We start from the raw sequence: 19189 nt of genomic DNA on the forward strand, positions 1-19189 counted from the left end.
GTTGCCGGGCGGGCCGGCAACGGCCCTCACACCGCCAGCAGTTCCTGTTCCTTCGCCTTGACCACGTCGTCCACGTCCTTGATCGCGCTGTCGGTGATCTTCTGGATGTCCGCCTCGGCGCGCGTGACGTCGTCCTCGGTGATCTTCTTTTCCTTCAGCAGTTCCTTGACCTGGCTGTTGGCATCGCGGCGGATGTTGCGGATGGCGACCTTGGCGTCCTCGCCCTCGCCGTGCACGACCTTGGTCAGTTCCTTGCGGCGCTCCTCGGTGAGGGCGGGCAGGTTGAGCCGGATGACGGTGCCTGCCGTATTCGGCGTCAGGCCCAGGTCGGACGCGAGGATGGCCTTCTCGACCGCGCCCACCATCTGCTTTTCCCACGGCGTGATCGTCAGCGAACGCGCGTCCGCGACGGCAACGCTGGCGACCTGGCTCAGCGGCATGTCCGAGCCGTAATAGTTCACCTTGATGGTGTCGACCAGCGCGGTCGACGCGCGGCCCGTGCGGACCTTGACGAGGTCGTGGCGCAGCGCCTCGACGCTCTTGGCCATGCGGGTCTGGGCGTCCTTCTTGATCTCGTTGAGCATCGCCGGCTCCGTGTATGCGTGATGGCGCCAAAGGGGCGCCTTCGATAGGCGCGGGATTATAGCGGCGGGAGGGTGGCGAGCCGAAATGCCGCCGTGCCGTTCCCGGTTCAATGGGTGTGCGGCACCTGGCCGTGCGGGGCGCGATCGTGGCGGTCGTGCTCGCATCCCGCGCCGCGTTCGACCTGCAGGGTGGGATGGTTGATCCCGAAGCGGTGGTCCAGTTCGTGGTTGATGCGGTCGATGAAGGCGTCGTGATCGTGGTCGTCCGGCCGCACCAGGTGCGCGGTCATCGCGATCTCGCCCGCGCCCAGGGACCAGATGTGCAGGTGGTGCACCGCGGTCACGCCGACCTGTCCGGCGAGGAAGCCGTGAACCTCGGCCTGGTCGATGCCACGCGGGACCGCGTCCATCGCCGCGTTGAAGCTCTCGCGCAGCAAACCGAAGGCGCCCAGCGCCACGACCGCGCCGATCAGCAGGGCCGTGACCGGATCCAGCCATTCCCAGCCGAGCCACCACATGCCGGCGCCGGCGACCACCGCGGCGAGCGACACCGCCGCGTCAGCGACCAGGTGCAGGAATGCACCGCGCCGGTTGAGGTCGTGGGCGTGGCCATCGCGCACGAACCAGGCCGCGCCCAGGTTCACCGCGATGCCGATTGCGGCGACGACGATCACCGGTAGCGCCGGAATCTCCGGCGGTGCGGAGAAGCGGCGTATCGCCTCCCAGCCCAGGGCGCCGGAGAACGCCACCAGCAGCAGCGCATTGGCGAGCGGGGAGAGCAGCGTCGCGCGGCGCCAGCCGTAGGTGTGCCGCGACGTCGGCGGCCGCTTGGCGATCACCGCGGCGCCCCAGGCGAGGGCGAGGCCAAGAACGTCGCCAAGGTTGTGCAGGGCGTCGGAAAGCAGCGCGAGCGAATTGGTCGCGAAGCCGTACCCGGCTTCCAGCACCGTGTAGGCCAGGTTGATCAGGGTGACGATGGCGAAGGCGCGCGTGGCGCCGTGGCCATGGTGGTGCCCGTCGTGGTCGTGGTGGTGGAGGCCCATGGCGCCGATCCTGTCACGCGGCGCCGGCGCAACACTATTGCGCCCGGGCTGCGTCTGTGCGCTCAGAGGCCGGGGTTGCGGCCCTGCACGAGCGTGCCGATGGTCTCGCCGCGCAGGATGCGCAGCAGCACCCCGGGCTGGCTCATGTCGAAGATGCGCAGCGGCAGGTCGCTGTCACGGCACAGCGCGAACGCGGCGGTGTCCATCACCTGCAGGTTGCGGGCGATCACCTCGTCGTAGCTGAGCTTGTCGAAGCGCACCGCGTCGGCGTGCTTCTTCGGGTCCTTGTCGTACACGCCGTCGACCTTGGTCGCCTTGAGCAACAGGTCGGCGCCGATTTCGATCGCGCGCAGCGCGGCGCCCGAATCGGTGGTGAAGAAGGGGTTGCCGGTACCGGCGGCGAAGATCGCGATGCGGCCCTTCTCGAGGTGGCGCACGGCGCGGCGGCGGATGTAGTCCTCGCACACGTCGTTGATCTTGATCGCGCTCATCACCCGGCACTTCGCACCGAGTTTCTCCAGTGCATCCTGCATCGCCAGCGCGTTGATGACGGTGGCAAGCATGCCCATCTGGTCGCCCGTGACCCGGTCCATGCCGCCTGCCGCCAGGCCGGCACCACGGAAGATGTTGCCCCCGCCGATCACCAGCGCGATCTCGGCGCCGGCCTGCTGGACCTCGATCACCTCGCGCGCCAGGCGGTTCAGCACGGCCGGGTCGATGCCGTAATCCTCGTTCCCCATCAACGCCTCGCCGGACAGTTTCAGCAGGACACGGCGATAGGCGAGCTGGGACATGGCGACCTCGGGGGTGGGCGGTGAAGCGCGAAAGCGCCGGGATTGTAGCCGATGCGGGCCTTGCTCCGGGGCGGGTCACGGCGTCGTACCCATCTCCTGTGATTGCCGCTCCGCCGCAGGCGGGTGCGGCCAACCACGGGGAGAAATGCGTAGCGATCAGGAATTTGCGCGAGTTCGTGGAGGCATCATGCTTGGCAGGCGATGGCGTGGTGGCGATCACCTCGCACTACGATCCGCTGGCGCTTGCGGTGACGCCGGAGCAGCCGGTGATCACCGATCCCGATGCGACCGTTGCCTGGTCGGCACGCCGAGGCCGGAAGTGGCCAACATATCGTTGGATACGCTGCTGGGCCTCGGCTCCGGCGCAGGCAACCAGCTGAAGTTCGCCGGTTCGGGGTGGGTCGTCGTTCAGCCGTACGGGGAGGTCTACTTCCAGTCGAGGGCGCGCTGAACCGGCCGCGCACAGGATCGCGCGCAAAGAAAAAGCCGCGGATATCCGCGGCTTTTTCGTGGCTTCGAGCAGCGCAGGATCAGACCTGCATCGCCTTCTGCACTTCGGCCAGGTAATCCTCCTGGACCTTCTCGATGCCTTCGCCGACCACCAGGCGCTGGAAGCCGACCACGTCGGCGCCGGCGGCCTTCACCGCCTGCTCGACGGACTGGTCGCTGTTGAGCACGTACGGCTGGCCGTACAGCGTGACCTCGTTGACGATCTTGGCGATCTTGCCGCTGATGATCTTCTCGAGGATCTCCGCCGGCTTGGACTTGTCCTTCTCGGACATCTTGGCCAGTTCGATTTCCTTTTCCTTCGCCACGAACTCGGCCGGGACATCGGCGGCCTTGTTGTACGGCGGGTTCATCGCGGCGACGTGCATCGCGATGCCGCGGGCCAGGTCGGCGTCGCCGCCCTTGACCTCGACCAGCACGCCGATCTTGCCGCCGTGGACGTACGCGGCGACGTTGTTGGTGCTGTCGACGCTGACCATGCGGCGGATCTGGATGTTCTCGCCGAGCTTGGCGATGGCGGCGGCGCGGGTTTCTTCGACCGTTTCGCCCGAGGCGAGCTTGAAGCCCTTCAGCGCTTCGACGTCGCTCGCGCCAGAGGCCAGGGCGGCCTGGGCGACGGCGTCGGTGAAGGCGACGAAGTTGGCGTCCTTGGCGACGAAGTCGGTTTCGGAGTTGATCTCGACCAGCACGGCCTTGCCGCCGTTCTGGGCAACGGCGATGCGGCCTTCGGCGGCGACGCGGCTGGCCTTCTTGTCGGCCTTGGCGAGACCCGACTTGCGCAGCCACTCGGCCGCGGCGTCGATGTCGCCGTTGTTCTCGGTGAGCGCCTTCTTGCACTCCATCATGCCGGCGCCGGTGCGCTCGCGCAGGTCCTTGACCAGGGAAGCGGTGATTTCTGCCATGGGGGTTACCTCAGGAATTTGTAGGGCGGGCTCGAGCCCGCCGGTTCGGCGCGACGGGACCAACCCGCCAACGCAATGCAGCAAGCGGCCGCGCAGCGTGGCGCGGCCGCGTTACGCAGGTCTTACTCGGCGGCGTCGGCCTTCTTGGCCGGAGCCTTCTTGGCCGGGGCGCGGCCACGCGGGGCCTTGTCTTCGCCTTCGGCAGCGGCTTCGACGAACTCTTCCTCACGGACCGAAGCGGCCTGCGGGGCGGCGGCCTTGCCTTCCAGCACCGAGTCGGCGGCGGCGCGGGCGTACAGCTGCACGGCGCGGATGGCGTCGTCGTTGCCCGGGATCGCGTAGTCGACCAGTTCCGGATCGTAGTTGGTGTCGACGACCGCGATCACCGGGATGCCGAGCTTCTTGGCTTCCTTGATGGCGATGTCTTCGTGGCCGACGTCGATCACGAACAGGGCGTCGGGCAGGCGGTTCATTTCCTTGATGCCGCCCAGCGAGGCTTCCAGCTTCTCGCGCTCGCGGCGCAGGGTCAGCACTTCGTGCTTGACCAGCTTCTGGAAGGTGCCATCGGTTTCAGCGGCTTCCAGTTCCTTCAGGCGGGCGACCGACTTCTTCACGGTGGCGAAGTTGGTCAGGGTGCCGCCCAGCCAGCGCTGGGTCATGAACGGCTGGCCGCAACGCTCGGCTTCTTCCTTGATCGCGTCGCGCGCGGAGCGCTTGGTGCCGACGAACAGGATGACGCCGCGCTTCTGCGCAACGCCCGAGATGAAGTTCATCGCGTCGTTGAACAGCGGAACGGTCTTCTCGAGGTTGATGATGTGGATCTTGCCGCGGGCACCGAAGATGTACGGACCCATCTTGGGGTTCCAGTAGCGGGTCTGGTGGCCGAAATGGACGCCGGCTTCCAGCATCTGGCGCATGGTGATCTGGGGCATTGCATTACTCCGATGGGGAACCGGCCTCCTTCGACGGGCTCGAAATGAGCGACTCATCCAAGGACGGCTTCGCCACTGAAGGCGGGTTCCGGGGTTGGTCCTCCCCGCTGCTTCCGTGACCGAACTCCAGTCCTGTTGGACTTGAAGCACCCCGGCACGGGCTGTGGCAGCGGGTGTGTATTCGCCGATGTCGTCCGGCGTGACGGCCTGCGGACGGGCCGCAGAGCCGCGGGATTATGCCGGGAAGGGCGGGGCCGGGCAACCTCGGGCGGCAGTTGGGGGCTGAAGCCGGCCGATCGGGCCTCCCGGCCGGTTCATGCCGCATCGTTCTGCGGGCCGGCGGCCATGGTCCACCCCACTTGGGCGATAATTTGCCGATGCCTATCACCATCAAGACCCCGGACGAGATCGAGAAGATGCGCATCGCCGGCCGCCTGGCGGCCGAGGTGCTGCAAGTCGTGGCGCCCTACGTGAAGCCAGGCGTGACCACCGCCGAGCTCGACCGCGTCTGCAACGACCACATCATCAAGGTCCAGAACGCGATCCCGGCCAACGTCGGCTACAAGGGCTTCCCGGCGACGATCTGCACGTCGGTCAACAACGTCATCTGCCATGGCATCCCCAGCGAGGCGAAGGTCCTGAAGGACGGCGACATCGTCAACATCGACGTCACCGTCATCAAGGACGGCTGGCACGGCGATACCAGCCGCATGTATTTCGCCGGCACCCCGTCGGTGATGGCCAAGCGGCTGGTGGACGTGACCCGCGAAGCCATGTTCCGTGGCATCCGCACGGTGCGCCCGGGTGCGACCCTGGGCGATATCGGGCATGCCATCCAGCAGTTCGCCGAGGGTGAACGCTTCAGCGTCGTACGTGAGTACTGCGGCCATGGCATCGGTCGTGTGTACCACGAGGATCCGCAGGTCCTGCACTACGGCCGGCCGGGCGAAGGCCTGGTGCTGAAGCCGGGCATGACCTTCACGATCGAGCCGATGATCAATGAAGGCCAGCGCCACACCAAACTGCTGCCGGATGGCTGGACCGTCGTCACCAAGGACCGCAAGTTGTCGGCGCAGTGGGAGCACACGGTGGCGGTGACCGACACCGGCGTCGAGATCCTCACCCGGCTGCCCGGGGACGACAACGACCTGTGAGCACCGCGGCGACCGACCACGCTGACCCGGTCGCCGACGCGCAATGGGCCGCGGCGACGCGTAGCGCGATCGCCGAATGCGATGCCGCCCTGGCCGCGCGCTTCGACGACAACGGCGACATCGACCGCCTGGTCGTGGCACGCGCGCAGCAGGTGGACGCCGTGGTGCGCGAGGCGTGGTCGCACTGCGTGCCGCAGGATGCGGAGCTCTCCCTGTTTGCGGTCGGGGGCTACGGCCGCGGCGAACTCTTTCCGCAATCGGACATCGACCTGCTGGTGGTCGGCGAAGCCCGGGCCCAGGCCACGCACGCCGATGCGCTGGCGCGCTTCTTCCGGTTGTTGTGGGATGCGGGATTGCCCACCGGCCATGCGGTGCGTTCGGCCGAGGAATGCACGCGCGCCGCCCTGGAAGACATTACCGTGCTCACCGCGCTGCTCGAAGCGCGCGTTCTCGCCGCCGACCTCGACGCCGCTTCGCAACTGGCCAATGCGATCTCGCCGAACCTGATCTGGCCGCCGCGCGAGTACTTCGCCGCCAAGCGCGAGGAACAGCGCGGCCGCCATGCCCGTTTCGGCGACACCTCCGACAACCTCGAGCCGAACATCAAGGAAGGCCCCGGGGGCCTGCGCGACCTGCACACCTTGCGCTGGGTCGCGTTGCGGATCATCGGCACCTGGGACCCGGATTCGCTGATGGCGATAGGTCAGCTCGGCGCCGACGAGTTCGCCACGCTGGAACGCGAGCGCCGGGTGCTCGCGCGGCTGCGCTTCGGCCTGCACCTGGTCGCGGGCAAGCGCGAGGAACGGCTGCGCTTCGATTACCAGAAGCTGTTGGCCGCAAGGCTGGGCCACGTCGACAACGCGGACAACCTCGCGGTCGAACAGATGATGCAGGGCTTCTACCGCGCGGCCGCGCGCGTGCTGCGCATCGGCGACCGTTTGCTGCAGCGCTTCGAGGAGCAGTTGGAAGGCGAGGGCGAGCCGCAGCCACTCGACGAGCTGTTCGAGCTGCGCCGCGGCTATCTCGCGGCGCGCGATCCGCACTGGCCGCGCGACATCGACGAGTTGTTCGCGCTGTTCGCCGCCTGGGCGGCCCATGACGAGATCCGCGGCCTGCATTCGCGAACCGCGCGCGCGATGGCCGAAGCGCTCGAGCGCATTCCCGCCTACTTCGAGGCCACACCGGAATTGCGCCAGCGTTTCTTGCGCCTGCTGCGTGGCCCCAAGCCCGTTGCCGTGGTGTCCAGGATGGCCCGATTGGGTGTGCTCGGGCGCTGGATCCCCGCGTTCTTCAAGGTCTCGGGACGCATGCAGTTCGACCTGTTCCACGTGTTCACGGTCGACCAGCACACCCTGGCCGTGCTGAAGAACATCGCTTCGTTCGCCTCGGGCGAGCCCGACGAGCGTTTCGCGCTCGCGCACCAGGTGTGGCCGCGCCTGCGCAAGCCGGAATTGCTGTTGCTGGCCGGCCTGTTCCACGACATCGCCAAGGGCCGTGGCGGCGACCATTCCGAACTCGGCGCGGTCGATGCGCGCGAGTTCTGCGAGGCGCATGAATTGTCCGAAGGCGACACGGCGCTGGTCGAATGGCTGGTGCGGCAGCACCTGCTGATGTCGGTTACCGCGCAGAAGCAGGACATCGCCGATCCCGAGGTGATCCATCGCTTCGCCACGCGGGTCGCCGATCGCGAGCGCCTCGACAACCTGTATCTGTTGACCTGCGCGGACATCGCCGGCACTTCGCCCAAGCTGTGGAATGCCTGGAAGGATCGGCTGATGGCCGACCTGTACACGGCCACGCGGCTCGCGCTGCGCCGCGGGCTGGAGAATCCCGTCGCGGCCGACGAACGCCGCGACGAGACCCGCGCCGACGCGCGCGCCACGTTGACTGCATTCGGCAGCAACGATGCCGAAGTCGATGCACTGTTCGCCCGGATGCCGCAGATCGGCTTCGAACGCAGCCGCCCCGACCAGATCGCCTGGCAGGCTGCGTCGTTGCGCGAAGTCGCCGTCGGCGAGGGCTGCGTGCGCGCCCGCCCGGTGAGCGGCAACGAGGGTGCGCTGGAAGTATTCGTGCATTCACCCGATCGCGACGGATTGTTCGCCGCGATCGTGGCCACGCTCGACCGCGCCGGACTCGCCATCCAGCAGGCGCGCGTGCTGGACGGCCCGCACGGCATGATCTTCGACAGCTTCGAGGTCATACCGGCGGACACGCGCCATAGTCCCAGCGCCGAGGACGTCGAGCGCAGGCTGTCCGCCGCGCTCGCAGGCTCGCTCGACAGCATCCGGCCGACGAGGCGCACGCAGCCGCGCCATCTCAGGCACTTCCGCATCGCGGCGCAGATCGGCTTCGACAACGTCGCCGGCGGCAGGGCGGGCCGGACGATGCTGAGCCTGGTCTGCAACGACCGCCCGGGCCTGCTCGCAGACGTCGCCCAGGTCCTGCGCCAGCAGCAGCTGCGCGTGCACGACGCGCGCATCGCGACGTTCGGCGAGCGCGCGGAAGACGTTTTCCAGATCACCGACCAGCGCGACCAGCCGCTGGACGAAACGCAACAGCAGGCACTGCGCACCGCGCTGCTCGCCTGCCTCGATGGAGAGAAGCAATGACCGAGAAGAAGCCGGCCCGCAAGGTCGCGAAGAAGACCGCGCCGAAGGGGCCGGGAGTGGACGAACTGAAGTTCATGGTCGAAAGCGCCTTCGAGCGCCGCACGATGCTGACGATCGACGAGATCGACGGCTCGACGCGACCGACCGTCGAGCGTGTGATCGAAGGCCTGGAGAAAGGTGAGTTCCGCGTCGCCGAGCCGGACGGCAAGGGCGGCTGGAAGGTCAACGAGTGGCTGAAGAAGGCGGTCCTGCTGTACTTCCGCGTCAACGAGATGCAGCTGGTCGAGGCGCAGCCGGCGCCGTTCTGGGACAAGGTGCCCGCGCGATTCGCCGGTTTCAGCGAAAGCGAGTTCCGCAAGGTCGGTGCGCGCGTCGTGCCTGGCGCGATCGCCCGCCGCGGCGCGCACATCGGCAAGGACGTGGTGCTGATGCCGAGCTTCGTCAACATCGGCGCCTACGTCGGCGAGGGCACCATGGTCGATACCTGGGCGACGGTGGGCTCGTGCGCGCAGGTCGGCAAGCATTGCCACCTGTCCGGCGGCGCGGGCATCGGCGGCGTGCTGGAACCGCTGCAGGCCTCGCCGACGATCATCGAGGACCACTGCTTCATCGGCGCCCGTTCGGAAGTCGTCGAAGGCTTCGTCGTCGGCCACCACAGCGTGATCGGCATGGGCGTGTTCCTCGGCCAGTCGACCCGCGTCTACAACCGCATGACCGGCGAGATCAGCTACGGCTCGGTGCCGCCGTACAGCGTCGTCGTGTCCGGCCAGCTGCCGGCAAAGGACGGTTCGCACTCCCTGTACTGCGCGGTGATCGTGAAGCAGGTCGACGCCAAGACGCGTTCGAAGACCTCGATCAACGACCTGCTGCGCGGCCTGGCCGAATAAACGCATGACGACGCTCTACGGCCTCAACAACTGCGACACCTGCAAGAAGGCGCGCAAATGGCTCGACCGCTTCGGCATCGCGCACGCCTTCGTCGACTACCGCGACAACCGCCAGTCGCCGGAAACGCTGGTGGCATGGAAAGACAAGCTCGGCGGCTGGGACGCGATGATCAACAAGTCGTCGACGACCTGGCGCACGTTGCCGGAGAACCGCAGGACGCCCGGGTCGGACGCGGAGTGGAAGCTGCTGCTGAAGGAATATCCGCAGCTGATCCGGCGCCCGCTGGTCGTCACCGACGACGGCGCGGTCACGCAGGGCTTCAGCGACAACGGCTTCAAGCAGCGTTTCGGGCTTGCGAAGTGAGCGCGGGCATGAGCGAGGTCGTCAACCTCACCAAGGAACTCATCACCCGGCCGTCGGTCACCACCGACGACGCGGGCTGCCAGCGACTGATCGGCGAGCGGCTGCAGCGCGCGGGGTTCCGCTGCGAGCACCTGCGCTTCGGCGAGGTCGACAACCTGTGGGCCACGCATGGCGATGGTGGCCCCACGCTGGTGCTGCTCGGCCATACCGACGTGGTGCCGCCGGGGCCGCGCGAGGCCTGGGCCAGCGACCCGTTCGTGCCGGAGATCCGCGACGGCGTGCTCTACGGGCGTGGCGCGGCGGACATGAAGGGCAGCGTCGCGGCGTTCGTGATCGCGCTGGAACGCTACGTCGCCGCGCATCCCGAGCACGCCGGCCGTGTCGGCCTGCTGCTGACCTCGGACGAGGAGGGCGATGCGATCGACGGCGTGCGCAAGGTGGCCGACCTGTTCCGCGAACGCGGCGAGCGGATCGACTGGTGCGTCACCGGCGAACCCTCTTCGATGAATAGGCTCGGCGACCTGCTGCGCGTGGGACGACGCGGCACACTGTCGGCGACGCTGACGGTGCGCGGCATCCAGGGCCACGTGGCCTACCCGGAAAAGGCCCGCAACCCGATCCACCAGGCGATGCCGGCGCTGGCCGAGCTCGCGGCGCGCCGTTGGGACGGCGGTTACGAGACCTTCCCGCCCACCAGCCTGCAGATCAGCAACATCAATGCCGGCACGGGCGCCAACAACGTGATCCCCGGCGAACTGCGCGTGCTGTTCAACCTGCGCTACAACCCGAACTGGCGTGCGGCGCAGCTGGAGCAGGAGTGCGAGGCGGTGTTGCGCGCACACGGCCTTGAGTACGAGGTGCACTGGCACCGCGGTGGCGAGCCGTTCCACACCCGCGAAGGCCCGCTGCGCGCGAATGCCCGCGACGTGCTGGCGAAGTTCAGCGGCAGCGCGCCGGAGGAAAGCACCGGCGGCGGCACGTCCGACGCGCGCTTCATCGCGCCGCTGGGCGCGCAGTGCATCGAGATCGGGCCGGTGAACGCCAGCATCCACAAGGTCAATGAACATGTGGCCGTCGCGGATCTCGACGCGTTGCCGGGCCTGTACCTCGAACTGATCGAGCGGATGCTGCGCTAGATCGCGCCACGACGTTGGCGGGCGGTCGCGGCGTTCGCCGCTCGTCCGTCCCGCGGCACCATCAGCTCGCGGAGGGAAGGGAGGTCTCTTTCCTCAATTCGGCCGCATCTGCAGCGTGTGCGCCGCGGCGCCGGGCAGGAACGGCGTCGGGCGTCCGGCTACCCAGTCCGCGTGGCCCGCCCCCCAGAACGGCGACAGCGGATGCCCGCTTTGTCCGCCGGGCATGTGGATGATGCCGTCGGCTTCGTGGCCGGGCGACACCACCATCCGTTCCGAAGCGCCGAAATCCGGCGCCTGCACGCGCGGCATCGCCACGTCGCCCGGCAGCGGCTGGAAGGGCATGCACAACGCACCGCGCGCGAAGCCGGGCAGCGCGCGCGCGAGCGGGTGGCAGATCCGCGCCGTGTTCTGTTCGCCCCAGCTGCGTTGCGCGAGCGGTCCCTGCTTGGCCAGGTCGTCGCGCACTTCCCGTGCGGCATCCTCGAACAGCGCATTCCAGTCGCCATAGCGCGGCGACAGCAGGTGCGCGGGGCGCTGCGTCACCAGCGGCCACACGAAACCTTCCTGCTGCTGCAGGCCAGGCATCACGAAATCCTTGCCCAGGGCTGCCTGCGCCGGGCCGGTCAGGCCGTCGAGCACGCGATCGGTGACCGCACGGCGCCAGGCACGGACGATGCGGTAGCTGACCGAGTCGGTGCTTGCATGGCCCTGCCACGTCGTCGCGGCGGCGGCGAGTTCGGCGAGCGCGGAGTGCGGGTTGTGCGCCGCCTGCTCGCGCAGGAACTGCCACCACGGGCGCAGGAACAGGGCGCGATCGTCGAGCTGGACGGCCAGCAGGTCGCGCTCGGTCAGTTGTCGCCTGGCGAACAGGTCATCGCGGATCTGCTTCGCGCGTGCGCCCAGCGTGCTGCCGCCATCGCCCGCCAGTCGCAGCACCTCGTCGCCGACGACGCGGTTGTTGGCGGTCCACAGCCGCCCGTGCGTCGGCACCAGCAGCGGCGCGCGCGACGTGCTGATCGGCCACGGCGGACATGACGCCATGGATTCGATCGGTTGCGTCGCGTCGCAGGTCGCGGCGCGCACCGGAATCGGTCCGAGCCAGCGCCAGCCGATGGCGCCCTGGCTGTCGGCAATCAGCATGTTCTGCGCGGGGATGGCGGAGGCGCGCGTGACCGCCACCGCGTCGGCGAGCGAGCGGGCACGCGCCATCTCGACCAGGTTGAGGTTCAACGATCCGGGCAGGTGCGCGACCCAGCGCAGGGCGAGCGCGCGCCCGCGTGCATCGTGGGCCATCACCGGCCCCCACGCGGTTTCCTCCACGTCGTATTCGACCGGCTTGGCCCCGGCCACGGCGATGGTTTCGCGGTGATGAACCGAGGGCACGCAGGACGGCGCCGTGTCCGCGCCGCAGACGTCCTGCACCGCCCAGTCGAGCGTGTCGACATAGCTGTTGGTGAACGCCCAGGCCACGTGGCCGTTGCTGCCCACCACGGTGAAGGGGAAGCCGGGCAGGGTGAAGCCGCCGATGTCGACGCGACCGCCGGGCGCGCGGTCGTCGGGGTAGCGCAACTGGGCGCGGAACCAGAGATTGGGCGCGCGCAGGCCCAAGTGCATGTCGTCGGCGACGATGGCGCGGCCGTCGCGGGTGAGTTCGCCGGATACGGCGAAGTTGTTGCTGCCGATGACGCGGGGCATCGGCTCGGCGTCGCCCGCGCGGTCCGGATGCGGCAGCTTGCGCAGGTCGACCTGGTCCGCCGTCGGCAGCACCGCGTCGCCGCGCGCCGGACCGGTGAGCGGCGCATCCCAGCGGCTGCCGTCGTGGGTAAGCAGCGCGAACAACGCGGGCGGCAGGTGCGGACGCATCTTCCACAGTGCGAGTTCGCGCGCGTTCTCGCCGTCCTGCAGGTCGAAGTACATCGCATAGGCGACCAGCGGCGAGTCGCTCAGCTGCCACGGCTCCGGCTGCGTGCGCAGCAGCAGGTACGGCCACGGGCGCACCTTGAGGTCGTGCAGGCCGGCGTTGACGCCATCGACGTAGGCCTGCATCTCGGGCCGGTGCGGGCCGACGATGGCGTCGAGGTCGGCGTCGACGCGGGCACGGAAGCGATGCACGCGGTGCTGCTTGTCGACGTCGATCGCAATCGGGCCGAACAGGCCCGCCAGTTCGCCGGCCGCGGTGCGCCGCAGCAGGTCCATCTCGAAGTAGCGCTCCTGCGCGTGCACGTAGCCAAGCGCGCGCATGGCGTCGGCCTGGCTGGCGGCCTCGATCGTGACCACGCCGAGCTTGTCGCGCTGCACCGTCACCGGCGCGGACAGGCCATCGAGGGACAGCTCGCCATCCAGTCGGGGCAGGCTCCCGCGCAGCAGCCACCAGGCGGCCAGGACCAGGACGACCAGCAAGAGCACGAGGGCCAGAAGGCCGCGCCGGATCCACTTCAGCATGTGTGTTCCCTCCGCGCCGGAGCTTAGCCGAACTGCCGTTGCGGCCGTTGCAGTCGAAACGTTCGCTTGCAATGTCGCCGCAACCTCGCGCAGGATCGGTCCATGACCTGCTTCCGGACTCCAGCCCGCATGACCGCCGCCGCACCGCGCGGCCGCATGCCCGCGTCGGCTCCGATGTTCGCCCGGCAGGTCAATAACAACCGCAATAACGCCAGCCTCCCGCGGGCCGGCGATTAGTGCGCGTTAGATAACAACGCCCCGATCGCTCACGAAGCCCGCGCCGCAAAGCGCGGGCTTCGTCGTTTTGCGTGTCCCCCGCCTGAACCACCAAGCCCCGCAAGAACCACTGAAGGAGTCTTCCCATGTGTTCCATCCTCGGCATCTTCGGCCTGCAGGCCGGCGACGATCACCACGGCCTGCGCCGGGCCGCGCTCGAACGCTCGCAGCGCCAGCGCCATCGCGGCCCCGACTGGAGCGGCGTGTACCAGGACGATGGCGGCGCTGGCCAAGGGGCCATCCTGGTCCACGAACGCCTCGCGATCGTCGATCCCGCCGGCGGTTCGCAGCCGCTGCGCTCCGGCGACGGCGCGCTGGTGCTGGCGGTCAATGGCGAGATCTACAACCATCGCGAGCTCGAGCAGCGCCTGGTGCAGCCCTACGCCTTCCAGACCGGTTCGGATTGCGAGGTGATCAATGCGCTGTACCGCGACGATGGCGACATCGCGCGGTGGCTGGGCGCGCTCAACGGCATCTTCGCGTTCGCGCTATGGGATCGTGCCCGGCAGCGCTACCTCATCGCCCGCGACCCGATCGGCGTGTGCCCGCTGTACTGGGGCCACGATGCGGACGGCCGCCTGTGGGTCGCCTCGGAGATGAAGGCCCTGGCCGATACCTGTGCGGACGTCGCCCAGTTCCCGCCCGGTCACTACTTCGACAGCGTGCGCGGCGAGCCGGTGCGCTACTACGCGAAGCCCTGGCGCGAGCATGCGGCGACACGCGACGTGGAAGTCGCCAGGCAGGAATTGCGCGAGGCCTTTGAACGCGCGGTGCATCGCCAGCTGATGTCGGACGTGCCCTACGGCGTGCTGCTGTCGGGCGGCCTGGATTCCTCGTTGGTGGCGGCGGTGGCCGCACGCTACGCGCGCCGGCGCATCGAGGAGGACGACCAGGCCGAAGCCTGGTGGCCGCGGCTGCATTCGTTCGCCATCGGCCTGGCGGGGTCGCCGGACCTGGCCGCGGCCGAGGTCGCGGCGGCAGCGCTCGGCACGGTGCACCACGGCTTTACCTACACCTTCGAGGAGGGCCTGGATGCGTTGCCCGAGGTCATCCGCCACGTCGAGACCTACGACGTCACCACCATCGGCGCGTCCACCCCGATGTTCCTGCTGGCGCGGCGGATCAAGGCGATGGGCGTGAAGATGGTGTTGTCGGGCGAGGGCAGCGACGAGGTGTTCGGCGGCTACCTGTACTTCCACAAGGCGCCCGATGCGCGCGAATTCCACGCGGAAACCATCCGCAAGCTCGACGCGCTGCACAACTACGACTGCCTGCGCGCGAACAAGTCGATGATGGCCTGGGGCGTGGAGCCGCGCGTGCCGTTCCTCGACGTCGAGTTCCTGGACGTCGCGATGCGCATGGATGCCCGGTTCAAGATGGCGGCGCCGCGGCCGGGCGGAACGCGGCCGATCGAGAAGGCGATCCTGCGCGAGGCGTTCGAGGGCTACCTGCCCGAATCGATCCTGTGGCGGCAGAAGGAGCAGTTCAGCGACGGCGTCGGTTACGGCTGGATCGACGGCCTCAAGGCGCACGCCGAAGCGCAGGTGAGCGACCGGGTGTTCGCTGCGGCGGCCAGCCGCTTCGTCGTGAATCCGCCGCAGAGCAAGGAGGCCTACCTGTACCGGCACGTCTTCGAGCAGTTCTTCCCGGGCGCGGCCTGCGCGCTGACGGTGCCGGGAGGCAAGTCGATCGCGTGTTCCTCGCCGGCGGCGATCGCGTGGGACGCCAGGTTCGCCGCCATGGCGGACCCGTCCGGGCGCGCGGTCGCCGGCGTGCACGAGGCCGCGATGGCCTGAGCCGGGCCACGCGCAGGCGCGCGGCCGTTTCGGGCCCGCGGCAGCGTTGGATAATTGGTATGGCCAGCTCATTCAACACGCCGCGCGGGCCCGGGCGCTCCGAGCCTGCCGGCGTGCGCGCGCTGGAAGGGGTCGCGATTCCCCAGACCCCTACCCGGCCAGGGGAGATCGATGCGGTGGTGCTGCGCCTGGCGGAGACCGTATTCGGTTGCCGCGATGCCCGCCTGGTGTGGGTCTCGGGCACCACCAGCGAGGGCCAGCTGCGCCGGCACCAGTGGCCGACCACCCCGCTCACGCAGGAGGAGTCCCAGCTCATCGACGAGGCCCTGGGGCGCCATGCCAGCGTGGCCGGTGCCAAGGTCCGCGACGGCTGGGTGCGCATCGCCCACGCGTTGGACTACGCCCGCGCCGTGTTCCTGGCCGATTGGCCGGAGCAGTGCGCGCAGCCGGGCGGCACGCCGGACGGGCTGCTGGATTTCCTGATGCTGCTGGCGGCGCGCATGCGCGCCGAGATCGAGCTCGTGGCCGCGCAACACGCCACCGGCCGGATGGGCAAGGCGGCGCACCTGCAGACCGCGTTGTACTCGATCGCCGACCTCGCCAGCAGCGACCTGGACATGGAGGAAATGCTGCGGCGGACCCACGCCGTGGTCGCGGGCCTGATGTACGCCGAGAACTTCCTGATCGCGCTGTACGACGCCGAGCGCGACACGCTGCGATTCATGTATGTCGCCGACGAGAAGGGAACGCATGGCTTCCAGGTGGGCGAGGAAGTTGCGGCCGAGCGCCTGCGCAACAGCCTGACCCTGGCGGTGATCCGCAGCGGATTGCCGGCGATGGGGCCCTCGCACCAGTTGCGTCGTCAGTTCGGGCTCGGACCGGCGGGTCAATTCGGTCCGGACAGCGCCGACTGGCTGGGCGTGCCGATGGTGTCGGAAGGCGTGGTGCACGGCGCGATGGTGGTCCAGAGCTACCAGCGGCCGCGCCAGTACACCGACGCCGATCGCGCCCAGCTCGGCTATATCGCCCAGCACATCCTGACCGCGCTGCAGCGCAAGCAGGCGCAGGTGGAACTGGAGCACCGGGTCGAGGACCGCACGCGCGCGCTGATGACCGAGGTGGTGGAGCGCCAGCGCGGCGAGAAGCTGCAGGCCGCGCTGTACAGCATCGCCGACCTGGCCAGCAGCGACCTGGACATGAACGAGATGCTCCGGCGCATCCACCTGGTGGTGGCGGAGCTGATGTACGCGCGCAACCTGATCATCGCGATGTACGACGGCGAGCACGAAACCCTGCGCGTGATCTACCACGCCGACGAAAAGGATCCGGGCCTGGTCGCGACCGGCGTGGACATTCCCGAGGCGGAGATGCGCGACACGATGACGCTCGGCGTCATCCGCAGCGGCCGCGCGGTGATGGGCCACCCGGTCGAGGTGAGCCAGCAGCTCGACCTGCCCGAGGGCGTGTACGTCGGCGCCGTCTCCGAGGACGTGCTGGGCGTGCCCATGGTGTCGGAAGGCGTCGTGCGCGGCGCGGTGCTGGTCCAGAGTTACGACGTCGCCGAGCGCTACGACGAGGAAGACCGGGCGCTCCTGGCCTACGTAGCGCAGCACATCCTCACCGCGCTCGACCGCAAGCAGGCGCAGTCGGAACTCGAACACCGGGTGATGGACCGCACGCGCGAGCTGGCCAAGGTCGTGGGCGAGCTTCGCGAGCAGATCCGCGAGCGCGAGCGGGCCGAGCAGCAGTTGATGCACGAAACCATGCACGACTCGCTGACGGGCCTGCCCAACCGCAGCTTCCTGTACGAGGCCCTGGAGCGTTCCCTGGCGCGGATGTCGCGCAATCCCGGCCATCGCTTTGCCGTGCTGTTCCTCGACCTCGACCGTTTCAAGGTGATCAACGACAGCGTCGGCCACCTCGCCGGCGACCAGATGCTCAAGCAGGCCGGGGCCAGGCTCGCCGCCTGCGTGCGGCCCTTCGACGTGGTCGCGCGCCTGGGCGGCGACGAGTTCGCGGTCCTGCTCGAGGACGTCAACCTTCCCGAAGAGGCCTGCCACGTCGCGCAGCGGGCGATCGAGTCGTTGAGCGAGCCGATGCACATCGACGGCAAGGAGCTCTTCACCTCGGCCAGCGTGGGCATCGCCCTGGGGCACTCGCGCTACCGCCGCGCGGAGGAACTGCTACGCGACGCCGACGTGGCGATGTACCGCGCCAAGGCGCATGGACGCCAGCGCTTCGAGATCTTCGACGAACGCCTGCACCGCGAGGCGCTGCAGCTGCTCGAACTGGAGAGCGACCTGCGCCGGGCGATCCAGCGCTACGAATTCGAACCGCACTTCCAGCCGATCGTGCGCCTGTCCGACCGCCACGTGGTCGGCTACGAGGCCTTGCTGCGCTGGCGCCACCCGCGCCGCGGCCTGGTCGCGCCGGGCGAGTTCCTCGACGTCGCCGAGGAGAACGGCAGCGTCGAACAGATCGACTGGCAGCTGTTCGAACGCACCTGCCGGGAGATCGGCATGCTGGGCGAGGACAGCGGATACGTCACCCTGAACGTATCGCCGCGGCATTTCCGTTCGCCGACGCTGGCCGGGCAGATGCTGGAGCTGTTCGACACCTACCAGCTCGCCCACGACCGCATCCGCGTGGAAGTGACCGAAGGCGCGCTGCTCGACAATCCCGAACAGGTCCGGGTCACGCTGGAAGCCCTGCGCGAATCGGGCATCTTCGCCGCGCTGGACGATTTCGGAACCGGCTACTCCTCGCTGAGCTACCTCCATCGGTTCCCTTTGCATTCGATCAAGATCGACCGTTCGTTCGTCAGTGCGTTGCAGCGCAACGAGCGCGGTGGCAGCACGCCGGTCGTGCGGGCCGTGTTGGCGATGGCGCGCACGCTCGGCATGGATGTCATCGCCGAAGGCGTGGAGACCGACGAGCAGCGCGAGTGCCTGCTCGAGATGGGGTGCGAGCTGGGGCAGGGGTTCCTGTTCTCGCGCGCAAGGCCGGCGTCGGAATGGGCGAACCAGCTCCGGCACTAGGCGCCGGGGCAACGCTCAGCGGCGGGTTAGCCGGTACACGACGGTATCCAGCGCGGTCACGCCTTCGTCGATGAAGGCCGGCTGCTGGGCGAGGATGTCGCGGCGCTCCAGCACCTCGACGTACCAGTCGGGCTCGTACAGTTCGCGTACTTCGGCCTCGGTCACGCTGAAGGGCGGGCCCTGCTTTTCGGCCTGCGGGTATTCCAGCGTGATCAGCAGGCCGCGGCAACCCGGCGGCAGCAGCGAGTAAACGTCGCGAACGTAGCGGTGGCGCAGGTCTGGCGGCAGCGCGATCAGGGCGGCGCGGTCGAAGACAACGCTGCAGTCCTCCAGGGCGGCAGCATCCAGGGCGAACACATCGCCCTGGATGATCTCGACGCTGCCGGCCAGGTAGCGCGCGCCGTACTTGGAGTTGCGCACTTCCGGCACCACGCCGTGCTCGGTGATGAACTGCTTGATCGCGAGCGGCGAGATCTCCACGCCCAGCACCCGATAGCCTTCCGAGGCGAACCACACCATGTCCAGCGACTTGCCGGCCAGGGGCACAAATACTTTCGCCCCCACCGGCATCCCGATCGCGGGCCAGTGCTTGAGCAGCAGCGGCGTCGGCTTGTTCTGGTGGAAGCCGATCTGGTTGTCGTGCCAGCGTTGGAGCCAGAAGTCGGGTTGCATGGCGCCGCCAGGAAGTGGGGGTTACTGGAATGTTGAACGCGCCGCGGCGC

General features: G+C 68.7%; 14 protein-coding genes and 1 pseudogene. 8 read left to right on the forward strand and 7 right to left on the reverse strand.

The window, feature by feature from the left end; all coding sequences use genetic code 11:
* Positions 1–26: 26 nt before the first annotated feature.
* From frr to pyrH, 3 genes are all read right to left on the reverse strand, one after another.
* Positions 27–584 (reverse strand): ribosome recycling factor, encoded by a 558-nt coding sequence (frr, locus tag BP05_RS00370; RefSeq protein ID WP_496359338.1) that lies wholly within the window; start codon positions 582–584, stop codon positions 27–29.
* A 107-nt stretch (positions 585–691) separates the two neighbouring features.
* Positions 692–1627: a cation diffusion facilitator family transporter gene (locus tag BP05_RS00375; protein ID WP_496359340.1), complete on the reverse strand. Its 936-nt coding sequence runs from the start codon at positions 1625–1627 to the stop codon at positions 692–694.
* A 62-nt stretch (positions 1628–1689) separates the two neighbouring features.
* Entirely contained in the window at positions 1690–2421 is a 732-nt protein-coding gene (gene pyrH / locus BP05_RS00380; RefSeq protein WP_496359342.1) for a UMP kinase, read from the reverse strand.
* 191 nt (positions 2422–2612) lie between these two features.
* Between pyrH and BP05_RS00385 the strand changes: the two are divergent.
* Positions 2613–2872: pseudogene (locus BP05_RS00385) on the forward strand (AIM24 family protein); the annotation flags it as partial.
* A gap of 79 nt (positions 2873–2951) precedes the next feature.
* Here BP05_RS00385 and tsf read toward each other — a convergent pair.
* Both tsf and rpsB read right to left on the reverse strand, forming a co-directional pair.
* On the reverse strand, positions 2952–3830 hold the full coding sequence (gene tsf / locus BP05_RS00390) for a translation elongation factor Ts (RefSeq protein ID WP_496359344.1): 879 nt from the start codon (positions 3828–3830) through the stop codon (positions 2952–2954).
* Between the two features lie 122 nt (positions 3831–3952).
* Positions 3953–4762 (reverse strand): 30S ribosomal protein S2, encoded by an 810-nt coding sequence (rpsB, locus tag BP05_RS00395; RefSeq protein WP_496359346.1) that lies wholly within the window; start codon positions 4760–4762, stop codon positions 3953–3955.
* 377 nt (positions 4763–5139) lie between these two features.
* Here rpsB and map point away from each other — a divergent pair, with 377 nt between their 5' ends.
* The 5 genes from map to dapE are packed head-to-tail and all read left to right on the forward strand — an operon-like array spanning position 5140 to position 10915.
* Complete coding sequence (map, locus tag BP05_RS00400) at positions 5140–5916, forward strand: type I methionyl aminopeptidase (RefSeq protein WP_496359348.1); 777 nt, start codon at positions 5140–5142, stop codon at positions 5914–5916.
* Complete coding sequence (glnD, locus tag BP05_RS00405; RefSeq protein ID WP_496359350.1) at positions 5913–8528, forward strand: [protein-PII] uridylyltransferase; 2616 nt, start codon at positions 5913–5915, stop codon at positions 8526–8528. Before map ends, glnD begins: the two co-directional genes overlap by 4 nt.
* Positions 8525–9415, forward strand: a complete 891-nt coding sequence (gene dapD, locus BP05_RS00410) for a 2,3,4,5-tetrahydropyridine-2,6-dicarboxylate N-succinyltransferase (protein ID WP_496359352.1) — start codon at positions 8525–8527, stop codon at positions 9413–9415. Before glnD ends, dapD begins: the two co-directional genes overlap by 4 nt.
* 4 nt (positions 9416–9419) lie before the next feature.
* The gene (locus BP05_RS00415; RefSeq protein WP_496359354.1) at positions 9420–9779 is read left to right on the forward strand and encodes a Spx/MgsR family RNA polymerase-binding regulatory protein; all 360 of its coding nucleotides are present in this window, start codon (positions 9420–9422) and stop codon (positions 9777–9779) included.
* 8 nt (positions 9780–9787) lie between these two features.
* Complete coding sequence (dapE, locus tag BP05_RS00420) at positions 9788–10915, forward strand: succinyl-diaminopimelate desuccinylase (RefSeq protein WP_496359356.1); 1128 nt, start codon at positions 9788–9790, stop codon at positions 10913–10915.
* Positions 10916–11008: 93 nt separating this feature from the next.
* Here the strand turns inward: dapE and BP05_RS00425 are convergent, their stop codons facing one another.
* Positions 11009–13357, reverse strand: coding sequence for a penicillin acylase family protein (locus tag BP05_RS00425; protein ID WP_496359357.1), 2349 nt, complete (start codon positions 13355–13357; stop codon positions 11009–11011).
* Positions 13358–13719: 362 nt separating this feature from the next.
* Between BP05_RS00425 and asnB the strand changes: the two genes are divergently transcribed.
* Together asnB and BP05_RS00435 are read left to right on the forward strand one after the other, a co-directional pair.
* A complete protein-coding gene (asnB, locus tag BP05_RS00430) occupies positions 13720–15429 on the forward strand; it encodes an asparagine synthase B (protein WP_496359359.1) in 1710 nt (569 codons plus the stop codon).
* Between the two features lie 59 nt (positions 15430–15488).
* Entirely contained in the window at positions 15489–18467 is a 2979-nt protein-coding gene (locus BP05_RS00435) for an EAL domain-containing protein (protein ID WP_496359361.1), read from the forward strand.
* A gap of 15 nt (positions 18468–18482) precedes the next feature.
* Here BP05_RS00435 and BP05_RS00440 read toward each other — a convergent pair whose 3' ends face one another.
* Positions 18483–19139: a thiopurine S-methyltransferase gene (locus BP05_RS00440; protein WP_496359363.1), complete on the reverse strand. Its 657-nt coding sequence runs from the start codon at positions 19137–19139 to the stop codon at positions 18483–18485.
* Positions 19140–19189 lie beyond the last annotated feature (50 nt).

It is taken from the genome of Lysobacter oryzae DSM 21044 (assembly GCF_059568595.1).

Excerpts from the sequence above, each read along its gene's own strand:
- asnB (WP_496359359.1), top strand. The coding sequence starts at position 13,720 with ATGTGTTCCATCCTCGGCATCTTCGGCCTGCAGGCCGGCGACGATCAC.
- tsf (WP_496359344.1), bottom strand. The coding sequence starts at position 3,830 with ATGGCAGAAATCACCGCTTCCCTGGTCAAGGACCTGCGCGAGCGCACC.
- BP05_RS00415 (WP_496359354.1), top strand. The coding sequence starts at position 9,420 with ATGACGACGCTCTACGGCCTCAACAACTGCGACACCTGCAAGAAGGCG.
- BP05_RS00435 (WP_496359361.1), top strand. The coding sequence starts at position 15,489 with ATGGCCAGCTCATTCAACACGCCGCGCGGGCCCGGGCGCTCCGAGCCT.
- rpsB (WP_496359346.1), bottom strand. The coding sequence starts at position 4,762 with ATGCCCCAGATCACCATGCGCCAGATGCTGGAAGCCGGCGTCCATTTC.
- pyrH (WP_496359342.1), bottom strand. The coding sequence starts at position 2,421 with ATGTCCCAGCTCGCCTATCGCCGTGTCCTGCTGAAACTGTCCGGCGAG.
- map (WP_496359348.1), top strand. The coding sequence starts at position 5,140 with ATGCCTATCACCATCAAGACCCCGGACGAGATCGAGAAGATGCGCATC.
- BP05_RS00425 (WP_496359357.1), bottom strand. The coding sequence starts at position 13,357 with ATGCTGAAGTGGATCCGGCGCGGCCTTCTGGCCCTCGTGCTCTTGCTG.
- dapE (WP_496359356.1), top strand. The coding sequence starts at position 9,788 with ATGAGCGAGGTCGTCAACCTCACCAAGGAACTCATCACCCGGCCGTCG.
- BP05_RS00375 (WP_496359340.1), bottom strand. The coding sequence starts at position 1,627 with ATGGGCCTCCACCACCACGACCACGACGGGCACCACCATGGCCACGGC.
- frr (WP_496359338.1), bottom strand. The coding sequence starts at position 584 with ATGCTCAACGAGATCAAGAAGGACGCCCAGACCCGCATGGCCAAGAGC.
- BP05_RS00440 (WP_496359363.1), bottom strand. The coding sequence starts at position 19,139 with ATGCAACCCGACTTCTGGCTCCAACGCTGGCACGACAACCAGATCGGC.
- dapD (WP_496359352.1), top strand. The coding sequence starts at position 8,525 with ATGACCGAGAAGAAGCCGGCCCGCAAGGTCGCGAAGAAGACCGCGCCG.